The 15,085-nt window shown below is 58.2% G+C and carries 10 protein-coding genes and 1 pseudogene; 6 read left to right on the top strand and 5 right to left on the bottom strand.

The genetic code is table 11. From position 1 onward, the window contains the following. The first annotated feature begins 100 nt into the window (after window positions 1-100). Both ABLV04_RS11185 and ABLV04_RS11180 read left to right on the top strand, forming a co-directional pair. Window positions 101-1,180, top strand: a complete 1,080-nt coding sequence (locus ABLV04_RS11185) for a Gfo/Idh/MocA family oxidoreductase (protein WP_112201306.1) — start codon at window positions 101-103, stop codon at window positions 1,178-1,180. 49 nt (window positions 1,181-1,229) lie between these two features. Next, window positions 1,230-1,448 (top strand): zinc ribbon domain-containing protein, encoded by a 219-nt coding sequence (locus ABLV04_RS11180; protein WP_004201901.1) that lies wholly within the window; start codon window positions 1,230-1,232, stop codon window positions 1,446-1,448. Here ABLV04_RS11180 and xseA read toward each other — a convergent pair. Continuing rightward, on the bottom strand, window positions 1,432-2,823 hold the full coding sequence (gene xseA / locus ABLV04_RS11175) for an exodeoxyribonuclease VII large subunit (RefSeq protein ID WP_101992175.1): 1,392 nt from the start codon (window positions 2,821-2,823) through the stop codon (window positions 1,432-1,434). The two genes, ABLV04_RS11180 and xseA, sit on opposite strands and share 17 nt — an antisense overlap. A gap of 158 nt (window positions 2,824-2,981) precedes the next feature. Between xseA and guaB the strand changes: the two genes are divergently transcribed. Together guaB and guaA are read left to right on the top strand one after the other, a co-directional pair. Beyond that, window positions 2,982-4,448: an IMP dehydrogenase gene (gene guaB / locus ABLV04_RS11170; RefSeq protein ID WP_004151980.1), complete on the top strand. Its 1,467-nt coding sequence runs from the start codon at window positions 2,982-2,984 to the stop codon at window positions 4,446-4,448. 67 nt (window positions 4,449-4,515) lie between these two features. After that, window positions 4,516-6,093 carry a glutamine-hydrolyzing GMP synthase gene (gene guaA / locus ABLV04_RS11165; protein ID WP_008803811.1) on the top strand — a complete coding sequence of 526 codons (1,578 nt, stop codon included), beginning with the start codon at window positions 4,516-4,518 and terminating at the stop codon, window positions 6,091-6,093. A 148-nt stretch (window positions 6,094-6,241) separates the two neighbouring features. Here the strand turns inward: guaA and ABLV04_RS11160 are convergent, their stop codons facing one another. Continuing rightward, window positions 6,242-7,462 carry an MFS transporter gene (locus ABLV04_RS11160; protein WP_180265871.1) on the bottom strand — a complete coding sequence of 407 codons (1,221 nt, stop codon included), beginning with the start codon at window positions 7,460-7,462 and terminating at the stop codon, window positions 6,242-6,244. Between the two features lie 73 nt (window positions 7,463-7,535). Between ABLV04_RS11160 and ABLV04_RS11155 the strand changes: the two are divergent. Next, window positions 7,536-8,448, top strand: a pseudogene (locus ABLV04_RS11155) (LysR family transcriptional regulator). Window positions 8,449-8,545: 97 nt separating this feature from the next. Here ABLV04_RS11155 and ABLV04_RS11150 read toward each other — a convergent pair. After that, window positions 8,546-8,719, bottom strand: coding sequence for a YfgG family protein (locus ABLV04_RS11150; protein ID WP_025711502.1), 174 nt, complete (start codon window positions 8,717-8,719; stop codon window positions 8,546-8,548). 370 nt (window positions 8,720-9,089) lie between these two features. Between ABLV04_RS11150 and ABLV04_RS11145 the strand changes: the two genes are divergently transcribed. After that, complete coding sequence (locus tag ABLV04_RS11145) at window positions 9,090-11,318, top strand: EAL domain-containing protein (RefSeq protein WP_032453707.1); 2,229 nt, start codon at window positions 9,090-9,092, stop codon at window positions 11,316-11,318. 54 nt (window positions 11,319-11,372) lie between these two features. On the opposite strand, the gene ppx is transcribed toward ABLV04_RS11145, so the two are convergent. Both ppx and ppk1 read right to left on the bottom strand, forming a co-directional pair. After that, window positions 11,373-12,905, bottom strand: a complete 1,533-nt coding sequence (gene ppx, locus ABLV04_RS11140) for an exopolyphosphatase (protein ID WP_004201914.1) — start codon at window positions 12,903-12,905, stop codon at window positions 11,373-11,375. 3 nt (window positions 12,906-12,908) lie between these two features. Next, a complete protein-coding gene (ppk1, locus tag ABLV04_RS11135) occupies window positions 12,909-14,969 on the bottom strand; it encodes a polyphosphate kinase 1 (protein WP_002913838.1) in 2,061 nt (686 codons plus the stop codon). Between the last annotated feature and the right edge of the window lie 116 nt (window positions 14,970-15,085).

The raw sequence follows: 15,085 nt of genomic DNA, 5'->3' as shown, positions 1-15,085 counted from the left end.
CGGGTTTTTTTGTGGCCGCCATGCCGGTAAATGTCAAAACCATCCGCCATAATCCCGCGATACTTCGCCGGGAACAGATCGGCTCAGGGGTGGACTAAACATGCAAATTGGATTTATCGGCCTCGGCGCGGTGGTGGAAACCGCCTATTTACCCGCGCTGCGTCGCCTCGGATATCGTATTGACAGCTGCCAGGGCTATGACCTGGACAGCAGCAGAGCGCTGCCGGGGATCCAGCGCTGCAGTTCGCTGTCGGCGCTGCTGGCCAAACCCCTGGATACGCTCTTCATCACCACGTCATCCCTCCAGCACCTGCCCGTGCTGGAGAGGGCGTTAGCCAGCGCCATTCCCCGCATCGTGGTGGAGAAACCGATAGTGGCCAACCTTGAGCAGGCCGCGCGGCTGCGGGCGCTGCTGGCGCCGGCGGGGGAGGCCGGTCGGGTGCTGGCCCTCGACCACTGGATGGCGCGTGGGTTAGCCCTGAACGCTCTTGCTCCGCCGTGGCAGGCGGAAGAGGAGGGCAGCGGCCTGCCGCCGCCGCACCTTTCAGCGCAGGATATCGCCTGGATAGAAGGCTATTTGCAGGAGCCAAGCGGCTTTAACGCTGCCGGAGAACCGGTCGCGCTTAACTTTGCCACCGGCGAGCTGGATAGCCGGCGGCTGCGTCATCCTGACGGCGTGATCCTCGATATCGGTACCCATGTCCTGGCGATGCTGCGGGAAACGCTGCTCGACTGCGGGGGCGATGTGACGCTGGACCTCGCCGTTCGGGCGGCGAAAGACCGTCTCGGCCGAGATATTGCTCATGGGGATACGGTCACTGCCGAGGGAGAGGCGCATCTGGAGGGACGCCTGGGCGATATCCCGCTGAATATCTGGCTTAACAAATATGCCGGTCCCGCGGGCGGGCAAAAGGGAATGCGGATAGGGCTGCGGGACGGGCGACTGCTTGCCCTCGATCGCGCCCCTGATGGCGAGGTGGCGACGCTACAGGACGGCGAGCGGATCCAGCGCTGGACCCGGCCCGGAGCGATCTATGCGCACTGTCTCGATGAGCAGATCCTTGGCGCGGAGAATGTGTTTACCCGGGCGCCCGAAAGCGTGGCCGGGCTGACGCGGCGTCGGCTTGAGGAAGTGGAATGGCTGCTCAGGTTGCAGCAGCAATTACGCGGCCCTCATTAAACCCGGAACATGATAAAATAGGTGCAGATAAACGTTGAAAGGAATGGTTATGGAACTTGATTGCCCTCTGTGCCACGCGCCGTTAGATGTCAAAGGCAGCAGCGCGCATTGCGCTCAGTGCGAAAGGGTATTTGCCCTTGAGGCGCGCTGCCCGGAATGCCACCAGCCGCTGGAGGTGCTGAAGGCGTGCGGCGCGGTGGATTACTTTTGCCAGCACGGGCACGGCCTGATCTCGAAAAAACGGGTGGAGTTTATTCCGCTGGTTTAGGCGGCGATGGCTTTCTGGCCCGCGTTTTTTTCACCGGCGCAATCTGCCTCACTTCGCTTTCGACCCAGCCGTCTTTCAGGCGGGTGGTGAGCAGATCGCCGGTTTTGACCTGTTTTGTCTGCTTCAACACCGTGCCGTCGCTCACCGAAGTGACGCTATAGCCGCGCGCCAGGGTGGCTAAGGGACTCACCGCCTCCAGATGGGTCACCGCGTGACCAAACCGTTCACGCCGCTCGCTGAGGCGGCTACGCATCGTTTCCGCCAGCCGGTATTCCAGCTGCTGGACGCGCGATTGCGCCCGGTGGATACGCGGCTGCGGGTTATAGTGATTCAGGCGCTGAACAGTGCGCTTTTGCCGCTGCTCGGCGCGTTTAAGCTGCGATTCCACGGCGATGCGCATCCGCTGGCGCAGGCGTTCCAGTGCGGTCTGCTGGCGGGCCAGCCGCAGCTGCGGGTGCTGCTGCTGCAGACGATGGAACAACTGGGTAAAACGGCGCTGGCGACTGGCGAGGAAATAGTCCATCGCCATCTCCAGCCGCTGCTGCCCGGCCTGTAGCTGGCGCAGCAGCTCCTGCTGATTACGGCTGACGATCTCCGCGGCGGCAGAAGGGGTCGGCGCTCGCAGGTCGGCAACAAAATCAGCGATAGTGACGTCGGTTTCATGGCCGACGGCGCTGACGATAGGGATCTGGCTGGCGAAGATAGCGCGCGCCACCCGCTCATCGTTAAAACTCCACAGATCCTCCAGCGAACCGCCGCCGCGTCCGACAATCAGCACGTCACACTCCTGACGCGCGTTCGCCAGCGCGATGGCGCGCACAATCTGCCCGGGGGCATCGTCACCCTGGACCGCGGTCGGGTAGACGATCACCGGCAGCCCGGGGTCGCGGCGTCTGAGGACATGAAGAATATCGTGCAGCGCGGCGCCGGTTTTCGAGGTGATGACCCCGACGCAGCGGGCGGGGGAGGGGAGCACCTGCTTATGTTTTTGATCGAACAGCCCTTCCGCGGTTAACTGCGCTTTCAGTTGCTCATACTTCTGCTGCAGCAACCCTTCGCCGGCGGGCTGCATGCTTTCGACGATAATCTGGTAGTCGCCGCGCGGCTCATACAGGGTGATGTTGGCGCGAACCAGCACCTGCTGCCCATGCTGCGGGCGAAACGTGACCCGGCGGTTGCTGTTGCGGAACATCGCGCAGCGCACCTGGGCGTTATCGTCTTTTAAGGTGAAGTACCAGTGGCCGGAAGAGGGCTGGCTGAAGTTAGAGATCTCGCCGCTGATCCAGACCTGGCCCATTTCGCGCTCAAGCAGCAGACGCACCGTCTGATTGAGGCGGCTAACGGTAAAAATTGCGGGGGATTGAGAGGGTAACATGTGAGCAAGATCAAACTTTAAATCAGCAGGTTATTCAGTCGATAGTAACGCGCTCAGAGGGGATGGCAAGTATTATTTGCAAAAAAGGGTAGATGCAATCGGTTACGCTCTGTATAATGCCACGGCAATATTTATCCACCCTGGTCGAGATATTGCCCATGCTACGTATCGCTAAAGAAGCCCTGACGTTTGACGACGTCCTCCTCGTTCCCGCTCATTCTACCGTTCTGCCGAATACAGCCGATCTCAGCACTCAGCTGACGAAAACCATTCGTCTGAATATTCCTATGCTCTCCGCAGCCATGGATACCGTAACGGAAGCGCGTCTGGCTATTGCCCTGGCACAGGAAGGCGGCATCGGCTTTATTCACAAAAACATGTCCATCGAGCGCCAGGCGGAAGAAGTTCGCCGCGTGAAGAAACATGAGTCCGGCGTGGTCACCGACCCGCAGACCGTTCTGCCGACCACCACCCTGCGTGAAGTGAAAGAGCTGACCGAGCGTAACGGCTTCGCCGGCTACCCGGTGGTTACCGAAGAGAACGAGCTGGTCGGCATCATCACTGGCCGCGACGTGCGTTTCGTCACCGATCTGAACCAGCCGGTCAGCGTCTACATGACCCCGAAAGAGCGTCTGGTTACCGTTCGTGAAGGCGAAAGCCGTGAAGTGGTCTTTGCGAAGATGCACGAAAAACGCGTTGAGAAGGCGCTGGTTGTGGATGAGAGCTTCCACCTGCGCGGGATGATCACCGTAAAAGACTTCCAGAAAGCGGAACGTAAACCGAATGCCTGTAAAGATGAGCAGGGCCGTCTGCGCGTAGGCGCTGCGGTCGGCGCCGGCGCGGGCAACGAAGAGCGTGTTGACGCGCTGGTGGCTGCGGGCGTTGACGTCCTGCTGATCGACTCCTCTCACGGCCACTCCGAAGGCGTTCTGCAACGTATTCGTGAAACGCGCGCGAAATACCCGGACCTGCAAATCATCGGCGGCAACGTCGCCACTGGCGCAGGCGCGCGCGCGCTGGCGGAAGCCGGCTGCAGCGCGGTGAAAGTGGGCATCGGCCCGGGCTCCATCTGTACTACCCGTATCGTGACCGGCGTAGGCGTGCCGCAGATCACCGCGGTTTCCGACGCGGTGGAAGCGCTGGAAGGCACCGGTATTCCGGTTATCGCCGACGGCGGTATCCGTTTCTCCGGCGACATCGCTAAAGCGATCGCGGCCGGTGCGGCGGCAGTGATGGTCGGCTCCATGCTGGCCGGTACCGAAGAATCCCCGGGCGAAATCGAACTCTACCAGGGGCGCTCTTACAAATCCTATCGCGGGATGGGCTCCCTCGGCGCGATGTCGAAAGGCTCCTCTGACCGCTACTTCCAGAGCGATAACGCCGCTGACAAACTGGTGCCGGAAGGTATCGAAGGCCGCGTGGCCTATAAAGGCCGCCTGAAAGAGATCATTCACCAGCAGATGGGCGGCCTGCGCTCCTGTATGGGTCTGACCGGCTGTGGTACCATTGACCTGCTGCGTACCAAAGCTGAATTCGTACGCATCAGCGGTGCGGGCATTCAGGAAAGCCACGTTCACGACGTGACCATCACCAAAGAGTCCCCGAACTACCGTCTGGGCTCCTGATTTCTTCGCCCGACCTTGCGTCGGGCGATTTATTTACTCTGTTTCACTTGCCTCGGAATTAGCGTCAATGACGGAAAACATTCATAAACATCGCATTCTCATTCTCGACTTCGGGTCACAGTATACACAGCTGGTGGCGCGTCGCGTGCGTGAGCTGGGCGTCTACTGTGAGCTGTGGGCATGGGATGTCACGGAAGCACAGATCCGCGAATTTAATCCAAGCGGCATCATTCTTTCCGGCGGCCCGGAAAGCACCACCGAAGAGAACAGCCCGCGCGCGCCGCAGTATGTGTTCGAAGCCGGCGTGCCGGTATTTGGCGTCTGCTACGGTATGCAGACCATGGCGATGCAGTTGGGCGGCCATGTAGAAGGCTCTAACGAGCGTGAGTTTGGCTACGCGCAGGTTGAAGTGGTTAACGACAGCGCGCTGGTGCGCGGTATCGAGGACTCTCTGACCGCGGACGGCAAACCGTTGCTGGACGTGTGGATGAGCCACGGCGACAAAGTCACCGCCATCCCGTCTGACTTCGTCACCGTCGCCAGCACCGACAACTGCCCGTTCGCCATTATGGCCAACGAAGAAAAACGCTTCTACGGCGTGCAGTTCCACCCGGAAGTGACCCATACCCGTCAGGGGATGCGTATGCTGGAGCGCTTCGTGCGCGACATCTGCCAGTGCGAAGCCCTGTGGACCCCGGCGAAAATCATCGACGACGCCGTTGAGCGTATCCGCCAGCAGGTTGGCGATGACAAAGTGATCCTCGGCCTCTCCGGCGGCGTGGACTCTTCGGTGACCGCGATGCTGCTGCACCGCGCCATCGGCAAAAACCTGACCTGCGTATTCGTGGATAACGGTCTCCTGCGTCTGAACGAAGCCCAGCAGGTGATGGACATGTTCGGCGACCACTTTGGCCTGAACATTGTTCACGTCGAAGGCGAGCAGCGCTTCCTCGACGCGCTGAAAGGCGAGAACGATCCGGAAGCGAAACGTAAGATTATCGGCCGCGTCTTCGTGGAAGTGTTCGACGAAGAAGCGCTGAAGCTGGACGACGTCAAATGGCTGGCGCAGGGCACCATCTACCCTGACGTTATCGAATCTGCCGCTTCCGCTACCGGTAAAGCGCACGTCATCAAATCTCACCACAACGTGGGCGGCCTGCCGAAAGAGATGAAGATGGGGCTGGTTGAGCCGCTGCGCGAGCTGTTCAAAGACGAAGTGCGTAAGATCGGTCTGGAGCTGGGTCTGCCGTACGATATGCTCTACCGTCATCCGTTCCCGGGTCCGGGCCTCGGCGTGCGCGTGCTGGGCGAAGTGAAGAAAGAGTACTGCGACCTGCTGCGTCGCGCCGACGCTATCTTCATCGAAGAGCTGCACAAAGCTGACCTGTACAACAAAGTGAGCCAGGCGTTCACCGTGTTCCTGCCGGTTCGCTCCGTCGGCGTGATGGGCGATGGCCGTAAATACGACTGGGTGGTTTCCCTGCGTGCGGTGGAAACCATCGACTTCATGACCGCGCACTGGGCGCACCTGCCGTATGATTTCCTCGGCCGCGTCTCTAACCGCATTATCAATGAAGTGAACGGTATCTCCCGCGTGGTGTATGACATCAGCGGTAAGCCGCCAGCAACGATCGAGTGGGAATAATCCCCGGCGTGAGTTGAATAAAACGAAACCCTCTGTTGTTACAGAGGGTTTTTTAATTTATGCCTATCCTCAATCCTGTCATCCCTGAATGCTATCCGCCATTGCGGGCTTTCCGACGGATCTACCTGTCCCCGGTGAATGTAGCCGTTTACGGTTCCGGCAGATGTTCAGCCGGCCCGCGTTTTGCCTCCGGGCGGAGGGCTGGACGCTTGCCCGGCTCTGTTTTACCCGCCGAGCGCACCATCGCCAGCGCCAGTCCGGCAACGATCAGCGTTAACCCGGTGGAAATCCACATTCCCCCTACGATGCCCAGCCGATGGTTCAGCCATGCATAGGCAAAGGGTGCGGCCGCCGCCATGAGTTGCCCGGGTATCAGCAGGAGACCCGTGCGGCTGGCGTAGCTTTCTGCGCTAAACAGCGCCAGCGGCAGCGTCGCTTTAACAATCGTCACCAGCCCGTTTATCGCGCCATAGCCGAGCACAAACCCGGCTGCGCACCCGGCATAAGCCGTGCTGCTCACGCCAACGAGAAAACAGAGTGGCATGGCGAGCGCGGTAAAACGCGTCAGCGCGAGCGGGGTGACGCGTCGACCGGCCAGCACTTCCCCCAGCCGGGCGCCGGTCTGGCCCAATCCCCACAGCATTCCGAGGGCAACCGGCAGGCCAAAGTGGCTGATAAACTCCGGCAGATGGGTGGAGGTGCCGGTGGAGATGAAGGTGATCAGCGCAATAAAGAGCGCATAACGTATGCCGTTACGCCGATCGCCATCCGCTGTCGGAGCTTTCGCTTTCGTCGCTGAGCCGAGCCGCTGGCGGGGCAGCTGATAACTCAGCCATGCGCTCAGCAGGCCAAACAGCGCATAGATCCCCAGAGCATCCTGCCAGGACATCACCGTGAGTAAAGCCTCCCCCAGCGGCCAGAAGAGGGCAGAGGCCAGGCCGCCGGCGAGGGTGATGTGAGAGATGGTTTTCCGCGCCTGCTGGCCGTAAAGATTTACTACCGCGGCGAACAGGGCGTCATACAACGACAGCCGCATGCCGACGCCGGTCAGCAGCCAGGCGCCGTACCAGCCGACCAGCGAAGGGCGCCAGGCCATCATCGCGCAACTGGCGGCTATCAGTAAGGTTCCGCTGGTGACCACCAGCCGTCCGCCAAAGCGAGCCAGCAGCCTGGCGACCAACGGGGAGACCGCCGCCATGATCAGCATCGCAAGCGTCAGGCCAAGATAAATCTGCGGCGAGCTCCATCCCTTGTCGGCGGCGATTGCCCCGGCAAAGGTGCCGGGCATATAAAAAGAGATACCCCAGTTGATCAGTTGCTGAGCGCCCGCCGTGAAGGCGAGGCGTCGGGGAATAGCCGGTGTTTCCATGGTTTTTCATTCCGTTAAGACAGTTGTCCTGAGCATACCCGGCAGGCTATTGTTCTGGCAGAGCGGCCACCTTATGCGCGGTATAAGAGAAACTTTGCATGACAACACTGAACCTGGGAAACCTGGCGACCTTCCGGCTGGTCGTACAGCGCGGCAGCTTCTCCGCCGCCGCCGACGCGCTGGGGATCTCCCAGCCTGCCGTTAGCCTGCAGGTGCGTCAGCTGGAGCAATTTTTACAGACTCGGCTGCTGGAGCGCACCGGGCGTGGGATCAAGGCGACGGCGGCGGGAATGGCGCTACTGGCCCACAGCGAGCAGATCGATCGGGCGGTGAAAAGCGCGGTGCAGTCGGTCAGCGCATTTAGCCAGGAAGTTAATGGCTCGTTGACGCTGGGGACCGGCGCGACGGCCTGCATTCATCTTCTTCCGCCGCTTCTGCAGCATCTTCGTCAGCAGCACCCGCTGCTGACGGTGGGGGTAACCACCGGCAACACGCTGGATATCGTCCGGGCGGTGGAGGAAAACCGGCTCGATCTTGGACTGGTTACCCTGCCCGTGCAGGGGCGCAGTCTGGCAGTGACCGCAGTGGTTGACGAGGAGTTCGTGGTCATTCATCCCAGCCACGAGGCGGGGATCCCGGCGGTGTGCACCCCTGAAGCGCTGCAGGCGCTGCCGCTCATTGCCTTCGAGGCGGGCAGCGGCACGCGGGATCTGATTGACCGCTGGTTCCGTTCGGCGGGCCTGGCGGTCACGCCGGTGATGCAGCTGGGAAGCATCGAGGCGATCAAACGCATGGTGCGGGCCGGGCTGGGCTACAGTATTGTGCCCCGCATGGCGGTGGAGCAGGCGGAGGATCGCTGTGGCTTAACGGTACATTCTCTGGCCCCGTCGCTGTACCGTCAGCTGGCGGTTGTCATGCGTCAGGATAAAGTGATTACCAAAGGAATGGCGGAAATGCTGCGTCTGCTACAGGCCGTGCGCTTATAAATCGCCAGCAGCAACATATGCCTCGTCAGGGATAGAGTCTCGAAAACGGGCGTCTCTGACAGCGGTTGGGGGCGCACCCGGCATCGGGCTCAACGGGTTACTCGCGGGCGGTAGGCTCGACGGTGAGTGTTGACTCCTGCGACGCTTTTTTATCCTGGTGATGGTACCAGGCGCCAATGGAGGAGTAGACAAAGCGTCCAAAGAAGAAGAGAAAGCTGATAAGCAGTACGATACGGGTCATGCGACGGTTAAATCGATGTCGTTTACGCATACTGGGTGCCTGACTCACAAAAGGTTCCTTGAAGTATACCCGAAGATGGGCGATGGGGGTATTAAGGCACAGGAACGAGGTGGGGTCAATTGATGCAGATGTAAAAGTGCGGCAGAGAAAACATTAATTAATGTTATATAAGATAATCGGCGTATTTACATGCTCACTTTATTAGCCAGGGAAAGGTGAAAAAATAAGTTTTATTAATGTTGGTGTCAGCATTTGTTGATTTATATCAACAGCCTCATTCTCTTGGCCACTAAAATCAGCGGACGTTACCGTATCGTAATTACTTATGCGGTCAGCATGGGGTGGTTGGATGCCTGCCTGAATATGCCTCGCAGGATCAGAGGCTCTCTGTAGAGCACCTATGAATTTATTAAAATACTATCAACAATATCGCGACAAATGGTGGGCCTTACCGCTTCTCCTGCCTGTGCTGTTATTACCCCTTGCCAGAGGGATGAATACATATACCGTGCTGAATGGTCACATGGTTTATCTTTATTATCTTCCCCTGGCGCTGGTGCTCAGCCTGATGATGTTTTTCGGCTGGGCGGCGATCCCCGGTATTATCGTTGGCCTGCTGCTTACGCTGGCCCGGGGCATGACGCCGGAACAGGCCTTTGGCGTACTGTTCCATTTTCTGATCCCCTGCGTACTCTGCTGGGGCGGATACCGCATCTTTGTTCCCCAACGGCAGCAGGTATCGCACGGTAACGTCAGACTGATGCCGCATCGTTTGTTCTGGCAAATGCTGCTCCCTTCGGTCATTTTTCTGATTCTGTCGCAGATCGCCGAGTTTCTGGGGCTGCATCCGCGCACAACGGAGATGACCGGCGTCTCGCCGTTTAGTTTACGGTCGTTAATCACCTTTCAGGCGCTGATGGTAGGGTGCCTGACCGGCGTGCCCTTATGTTATTTACTGCTGCGGGTAATTCGTAACCCTTTTTATTTGCGCGGATTTATTTCTCAGGTTCGCTTACAAATTGATCCAAAAATAAAAAAAATTGAAATCATCAGCTGGGTGGCGATATTAATCCTGCTGCTGGGGCTATTATTGATGCCGCTTAATGATAGCAGCACTATATTCAGTACAAATTATACATTATCCTTACTGATGCCGGTGATGCTGTGGGGGGCGATGCGTTTTGGCTATCGCTTTATCTCGCTGATTTGGACGCCGGTACTGATCGCCGTGATCCATTTTCATTACCGTTATTTACCCATTTATCCAAGTTATAACACTCAGCTGGCGATCACTTCGTCAAGCTATCTGGTGTTCTCGTTTATTGTCGCCTATACGGCGATGCTGGCGACACAGCAGCGGCTGATCTACGCCCGCGTCCGACAGATGGCCTTCCTCGACCCGGTGGTACATATGCCGAATCTGCGGGCGCTGAGCCGGGCGCTGAACGGCGCGAGCTGGTCGACGCTCTGTTTTTTGCGTATTCCTGAGCTTGAGCTGCTGGGCCGCCACTATGGGGTGCTGTTGCGCATTCAGTATAAGCAAATGCTGGCGAATCACCTGCGTGCGCTGCTGCAGCCGAACGAAGCGGTATATCATCTTGCCGGTCACGATTTAGTGTTTCGTCTCAACAGCGAAGGGCACCAGGCGCGCATTCACTTAATTGAGCGCTCCCTGCGACAGTTCCGTTTTCACTGGGACGGGGTCCCCCTGCAGCCGAGGATCGGCATGAGCTATTGCAACGTCCGCTCGCCGGTGAAGCATCTGTATTTGCTGCTTGGCGAGCTGAACACGATTGCCGACATGTCGCTGGCCAGCGGCCATCCGGAGAATTTGCAGCGCCGCGGCGCCGGGCATGTCCAGCAGGATCTGAAAGACAAAGTGGTGATGATGAACCGCATCCTCAAGGCGCTGGAGCAAGACCATTTTGTCCTGATGGCGCAACCTATCCAGGGCATTCGCGGCGACAACTACCATGAAGTGTTGTTGAGGATGAAAGGGGAGTCGGGGGAACTGACGGGGCCAAACGAGTTCCTGCCGGTGGCGCACGAGTTTGGGTTGTCCACGCGCGTGGATCAGTGGGTCATTGAGCACACCCTGGCCTTTATGGATGCCAACCGGCGGGCGCTGCCCGGTCTGCGGCTGGCGATCAACCTCTCTCCGGTCTCGCTGAGCCGCAGTCAGTTTCCCGAGGAGGTGGAAAACCTGCTGCAGGCCTATAACATTGAGCCATGGCAGATTATCTTCGAGCTGACCGAAAACTATGCGCTCAGCAACCCCGAGCTGGTTTGCCAGACATTAGAGCGTCTGCGTGCGCTGGGCTGCCGGGTGGCGATCGATGATTTTGGTACCGGCTACGCCAGCTATGCGCGGTTAAAAACGATGAACGTCGATATTCTTAAAATCGACGGCAGCTTTATTCGCAATCTGCTCGCCAGCAGTCTTGATTACCAGGTGGTGGACTCTATCTGTCGTCTGGCGCGGATGAAGAACATGCAAGTGGTGGCCGAATATGTCGAGTCGCCGGAGATACGCCAGGCGGTCATCGCGCTGGGGATAGATTATATGCAGGGCTATGATATTGGCGTTCCGGTACCTCTGGCGCAGCTGGCGGAGGGGATGAGCGCCTGAAGCGGTAAAAAGCCGGGCGCGATGGCCCGGCTCGAATGCTATCCACAGAGGCGATCAGGCGTCTGGCTCTTCTTCCGCAATCTTCAGCAGCCACTCCGGCACACCTTCCCAGTACTGCTGCTCTTTTTCCAGATCCAGCAGCACCAGCGCATTCTGGCTAAACCAGTTGTGCGGGAAGGTCAGCGTCCAGTGGTGAGCTTCCGTCTGCAGCCGTAGCGTCGGCGGCGTGGTGGTGGCCTGACGCTGGTTATTCAGCAGCACGCCGAGGCGCAGCAGCTGGATCAGCGGCAGAAACTGCTTTTTCCTGAACAGCGTAAAGCGCGGCAGGTCGTCGAGTTTTATCGCTTTGCGATGATAGCGCACCAGCGTGGCCATCAGCATCTGCTGCTCCTGGTTGAAGCCCGGCAGGTCGCTGTTCTGCAGAATGTAGGCCGAGTGGCGGTGCATGCCGCTGTGGTTAATATTCAGGCCCACCTCATGGAGCATCACCGCCCACTTCAACAGCGCCGCGAGGTGTGGATTGGCCAGCTTCGGATTCTGCTCCTGCCACTGCTCCAGCATAAGGGTGGTGGTTTCCAGTACCCGGCGCGCCTGTTCGCGATCGATGTTGTACTGATTCGCCAGACTCTGCGCCGTGCGGCTACGAATATCCTGGTGGCGGAAACGGCCTTCCATTTCGTACAGCACGCCTTCACGCAGCGCGCCATCAGACAGACGAAGCTCTTTAATGGCTAACGCGTCAAACACGCCGCACAGGATCGCCAGCCCCGGGGCAAAGACCGCTTTACGGTCTTCCGAGAGGCCGGGCAGGCTGAGCGCGTCGAAGTTTTTATGTTTCAGCAGCTCACTGACCAGCATTTCGAGGCGTTCCGGCGTAATAAACCCGTCCTTCTCGCCCATCGCCACCAGCACTTCCTGGGCGGCTTTAATGGTGCCGGAGGCGCCCAGCGCCACGGTCCAGCCCTGAATACGGAACTGCCAGGCCAGGGTTTCCAGCTTTTGCACCGCCGCCAGGCGAGCGCGCTGGAAATTTTCCTTATTGATCGTCCCGCCCGGGAAGTAGGCCTGGGAGAAACTCACGCACCCCATGCGGCGGCTTTCCACCAGGCGGGGCTCAAAATCTTCACCGATGACCAGCTCGGTCGAACCGCCGCCGATATCAATCACCAGCTTACGGCCGCGCTCCGGCTGCGTGTGCTCCACGCCCATAAATATCAGGCGCGCTTCTTCATTACCGGAGATGATCTCGATCGGGTAGGGGATCACTTTTTCCGCGCGTTTAAGAAACTCCGCCGCATTGGTCGCCTGACGCAGCGTATGCGTCCCGACGATGCAGACGCTGGAGGGAGAAAATCCCTGCAGGCGTTCGGCAAACAGCGACAGGCAGTTCAGCCCGCGGGTCATGGCTTCTTCGCTCAACACCGAGTTTTCATCGAGGCCATCGGCCAGATGTACGCGCTGTTTCAGGCGTCCGATGATCTGCATGGCGCCGTCAACGACACGGGCGATCACCATATGAAAACTGTTCGAACCAAGGTCAACCGCAGCGAACTCCTGCGGTCGAGGGGTTTTTTCGTTTATTGGCATAGGTTAGTCGGGTTGTTCGAGTGATTTGAGATAATCGTAAATCGCCATCTGAGCGCGCACTTTACGGCGATTGCCGCGCGGCACATAGCGATTACTCAGTTCTTTATCAAGATAGCGCGCTTTTACCGTATCGTTGAACAGGATATCAAAAATATCCAGCACCCGCTGTTTCAGGCGCGGGTCGAGCAGCGGGGCGGCAACTTCGATACGATAATCGATATTACGCGTCATCCAGTCGGCAGAGGAGAGCCAGACCTGCTTATCGCCACCGTTTTCAAAACAGTAGACCCGGTCGTGCTCGAGGAAACGGTCCACAATGCTGATGACGCGAATATTTTCGCTGATGCCTTCCAGACCGGGGATCAGCGAGCACATGCCGCGGATCAACAGGTTGACCGGCACACCGGAGCTGGAGGCGGCATACAGTCTGTCCACCAGCCCTTTGTCCACCAGGTTGTTCAGCTTCAGGGTAATACCGGACGGCTGCCCGTTCTGCGCATTAGCGATCTCGCGGTCGATCATCTCATACAGCAGACGACGCGAGTTCTGCGGCGACACCAGCAGGTAATCGAAGCTGACCGGGCGGTAGGGGTTTTCAATAAAGTTAAACACCCGGCGGACTTCATTGGTAATGCGCGCATCGGCGGTTAACAGCGAATAGTCGGTATAGATCCGCGCGGTCTTCTCGTTGAAGTTACCGGTGCCGATGTGGGCGTAGCGCACCACCTCATCGCCTTCTTTACGCGAGATAAGGAACAGCTTGGCGTGGATCTTCAGGCCCGGCGCGGAGAAGATCACGTGAACGCCCGCTTCCGTCAGGCGCTTCGCCCAGTGAATGTTGGCCTCTTCGTCAAAACGCGCCTGCAGCTCCACCACCACGGTGACTTTTTTACCGTTGTGGGCGGCGTGGATCATCGCGTCGATGATGCGCGAATCCTTGGCCACGCGGTAGATGTTGATTTTGATCGCCAGTACGCTGGGGTCGAACGAGGCCTGGCGAAGCAGCTCCAGCACATGCTCAAAAGTATGATAGGGGTAGTAGAGCAGCACATCGCGTTCGCGAATGGCGTCGAAGCCGTTGCGGAATTTATCAAACCACAGATGACGCAGGCGCGGCATAGGTTTATTGACCAGATTGGCCTTACCCACGTTCGGGAAGCCGATAAAGTCTTTAAAGTTGTGATAGCGGCCGCCCGGCAGCATTGAGTCATAGTTGGAGATGGAGAGCTTATCGCGCAGCATTTCGACCATCGCGTCCGGCATATCGCGCTGGTAGACGAAGCGAACCGGCTCGGCGGTCAGGCGCTGTTTCAGGCTGGAGGACATCAGCTCCATCAGGCTCGACTCCATCTCATGCACCAGATCGTACTCGGCGTCACGGGTCATTTTCATCGAGTAGGCGTTCAGCGCATCGTAATCAAAGAAGCCTTTAAAGATGTCGTCCAGGCAATAGCGCAGAATGTTATCCAACAGGATCATTGGCTTACGGCGACGAGGCGCTTCCGGCGGCAGGTTTACGAAGCGCGGGACCTTATCCGAGGGAATTTCCAGCAGGGCATAATTGATGTTTTCCCCGCGGATAATCTCCACCGCCAGATAGGTGTAATCATCTTTCAGAAACTGCACAAGGTCCGTTTCGCGGTTAATCAGGATCGGCGAGATATGCTGGCGCAAATACTGTTTAAAGTAGTTGCGCAGCCAGGCCTGCTGATTGACGGACAGCTGACGCTCATTGATCAGGAAGATCTGGTTGCGCGCCATCTCCAGCAGCAGTTCGTTATACAGACTATCGAATTCCTGATCGGCCTTCAGCACGCGGGCCTGGATTTTGCCTAACAGGTGGCGAGAATGGGCGGTACTACCTTGTTCTTCACTGATAATAATCCGGCGCTTAAGCTCAGCGAAGCGCACTTTGTAAAACTCATCAAGGTTGTTGGAGTAGATCCCTAAGAAGCGCATGCGCTCAATCAGCGGGTTACTCTTGTCCGCCGCTTCCTGCAGCACGCGCTCGTTAAAAGACAACCAGCTGAGTTCTTTTTCGATGTATAGCTTTTCCTGGCCCATTACCGCTCACACTCCGTTTTACTCACAGGACGTAGACTATTATGACGAATTTTTCTGCATAGCGATTTACTGTGTCACAACTATATGACAGTAAGAAGAATTATTTCTGTGAGATA

The sequence above is a fragment of the Klebsiella sp. JN_Kp127 genome (assembly GCF_040062505.1).
GTDB lineage: Bacteria > Pseudomonadota > Gammaproteobacteria > Enterobacterales > Enterobacteriaceae > Klebsiella > Klebsiella quasipneumoniae.
The sequence above is the reverse complement of the archived record's forward strand: the minus strand, read 5'-3'. Positions and strand labels throughout refer to the sequence as shown.

Excerpts from the sequence above, each read along its gene's own strand:
- ABLV04_RS11150 (WP_025711502.1), bottom strand. The coding sequence starts at position 8,719 with ATGCGTAAACGACATCGATTTAACCGTCGCATGACCCGTATCGTACTG.
- xseA (WP_101992175.1), bottom strand. The coding sequence starts at position 2,823 with ATGTTACCCTCTCAATCCCCCGCAATTTTTACCGTTAGCCGCCTCAAT.
- ppx (WP_004201914.1), bottom strand. The coding sequence starts at position 12,905 with ATGCCAATAAACGAAAAAACCCCTCGACCGCAGGAGTTCGCTGCGGTT.
- ppk1 (WP_002913838.1), bottom strand. The coding sequence starts at position 14,969 with ATGGGCCAGGAAAAGCTATACATCGAAAAAGAACTCAGCTGGTTGTCT.
- guaB (WP_004151980.1), top strand. The coding sequence starts at position 2,982 with ATGCTACGTATCGCTAAAGAAGCCCTGACGTTTGACGACGTCCTCCTC.
- ABLV04_RS11185 (WP_112201306.1), top strand. The coding sequence starts at position 101 with ATGCAAATTGGATTTATCGGCCTCGGCGCGGTGGTGGAAACCGCCTAT.
- ABLV04_RS11160 (WP_180265871.1), bottom strand. The coding sequence starts at position 7,462 with ATGGAAACACCGGCTATTCCCCGACGCCTCGCCTTCACGGCGGGCGCT.
- guaA (WP_008803811.1), top strand. The coding sequence starts at position 4,516 with ATGACGGAAAACATTCATAAACATCGCATTCTCATTCTCGACTTCGGG.
- ABLV04_RS11145 (WP_032453707.1), top strand. The coding sequence starts at position 9,090 with ATGAATTTATTAAAATACTATCAACAATATCGCGACAAATGGTGGGCC.
- ABLV04_RS11180 (WP_004201901.1), top strand. The coding sequence starts at position 1,230 with ATGGAACTTGATTGCCCTCTGTGCCACGCGCCGTTAGATGTCAAAGGC.